Annotated in this window: 1 protein-coding gene; it reads left to right on the forward strand. The window is 69.1% G+C overall.

Annotated elements, in window-relative coordinates; genetic code table 11:
* A partial coding sequence (locus FB600_RS36960) for a condensation domain-containing protein (RefSeq protein ID WP_145758317.1) occupies positions 1-1872 on the forward strand: 1872 nt, incomplete at both ends.

Here is a 1872-nt window from a genome sequence, read left to right on the forward strand (position 1 = left end):
CTCGCCGAAATCTGGGCCACCTTGCTCGATATCGAGCGCGTCGGTCGCCACGACAGCTTCTTCGCGCTCGGCGGGCATTCCCTGCTCGCCGTGCAACTGATCAGCCGCATCGCCGCGCTGGGTGTCGAACTACCGCTGGCCAGCCTGTTCGCGTCCCCGACCCTCGCGGGCCTGTCCTCGGTCATTGCCGATCGCGGGCACCAGGGCGCCATCGCCCTGCCGCCCATCACGCCGCTGGCGCGCGAGGGCGAGCTGGCCTTGTCGTTCTCCCAGCAGCGGCTGTGGTTCCTGGCCCAACTCGACGGCGTCAGCGCCACCTATCACATGCCGCTGGCGCTGCGCCTGCAAGGCCGGCTCGATCAAGCAGCATGGCAGCGCGCGCTCGACACCCTGCTCAATCGCCACGAGGCGCTGCGCTCGGTGTTCGTCACCGTCCAGGGCCAGCCGCGAGTGCGGCTGCTGCCGGTCGGCACCGCCTTGCCCGTCACGCACCACGACCTGCGCGGCGCGGCCGACGCCCGGCAGCAACTGCAGGCCATCAGCAGCCAGGAAGTCCATGCCGGCTTCGATCTCGAACAGGGCCCGCTGATCCGCGCCCGCCTGATCCGCTTGAGCGAGGACGAGCATGCGTTCCTGCTGACCCAGCATCACATCGTCTCGGACGGCTGGTCCCTGGACGTGCTGCTCGGCGAGCTGCAGGCGCTCTATCACGCTTACCTGCACGGCCGGCCCGATCCGCTCGCGCCGCTGGCCATCCAGTATCCCGACTACGCCGCCTGGCAGCGCCAGTGGCTGACGGGCGAACGCCTGCAGGCCCAGGTCGACTACTGGCGCGACACGCTCGCCGATGCGCCGGTCCTGCTCGACCTGCCCACCGATCGCCCCCGTCCCGCGCAGCAATCCTTCGTCGGCGCCCATGTGCCGGTGCGCTTCGACGCCGAGCTCACGCAAGCGCTCAGGCGCCTCGCGCAAACCCATGGCGTCACGCCGTACATGATCGTGATGGCCGCCTGGGCCGCCGTGCTCGCGCGGCTGTCCGGCCAACAGGACATCGTGATCGGCACCCCCAGCGCGAATCGCAATCGCCAGGAGGTCGAGCCGCTGATCGGCTTCTTCGTCAACACGCTGGCACTGCGCCTGGATCTGTCCGGCGCGCCCGACGCCGCCACCCTGCTCGCGCGCGTGCGCCAGGCGGCGCTGGCCGCGCAGGACCACCAGGACCTGCCCTTCGAGCAGGTCGTCGAGATCGTCAATCCGCCGCGCAACCTGGGCCATGCGCCGCTGTTCCAGGTGATGTTCGCGTGGCAATCCCGACAAGGCGCCTCGCTGGACCTGCCGGGACTGGAGGCGACGCCGCTGCCGCTGGCCTATGACGCGGTGAATTTCGATCTGGAGCTGGCGCTCGAGGAAAGCGGGCATGACATCACCGGCACCCTCAACTATTCGACGGCGCTGTTCGAACAGGACACGATCGAGCGACAGCTCGTCTATCTGCGCGCGATGCTGCTGGCAATGGTTCGCGACGAAGCACGAGCGGTCGACAGTTTCGACATCCTGCCGCCCGAGGAACGCGAGCTGCTGCTGCACACCTGGAACGCGACCGAGCAGGCCTATCCCGCCGAGCTCTGCCTGCACCACCAGTTCGAGCTGCATGCCGAATACACCCCCGATGCCGTCGCCCTCGTCTTCGAGGATCGCGCGATCAGCTATGCCCAGCTCAACGCCCAGGCCAACCGGCTCGCGCACGAGTTGATCGCGCTCGGCGTGCAGCCCGATTCCCGCGTCGCCCTCTGCGTCGAGCGTTCGCCGGCCCTCGTCATCGGCCTGCTCGCCATCCTCAAGGCCGGCGGCGCCTATCTCCCGCTCGACCCC

Origin of the sequence: Burkholderia sp. SJZ089, from assembly GCF_007828315.1 — a bacterium.
GTDB lineage: Bacteria > Pseudomonadota > Gammaproteobacteria > Burkholderiales > Burkholderiaceae > Burkholderia > Burkholderia gladioli.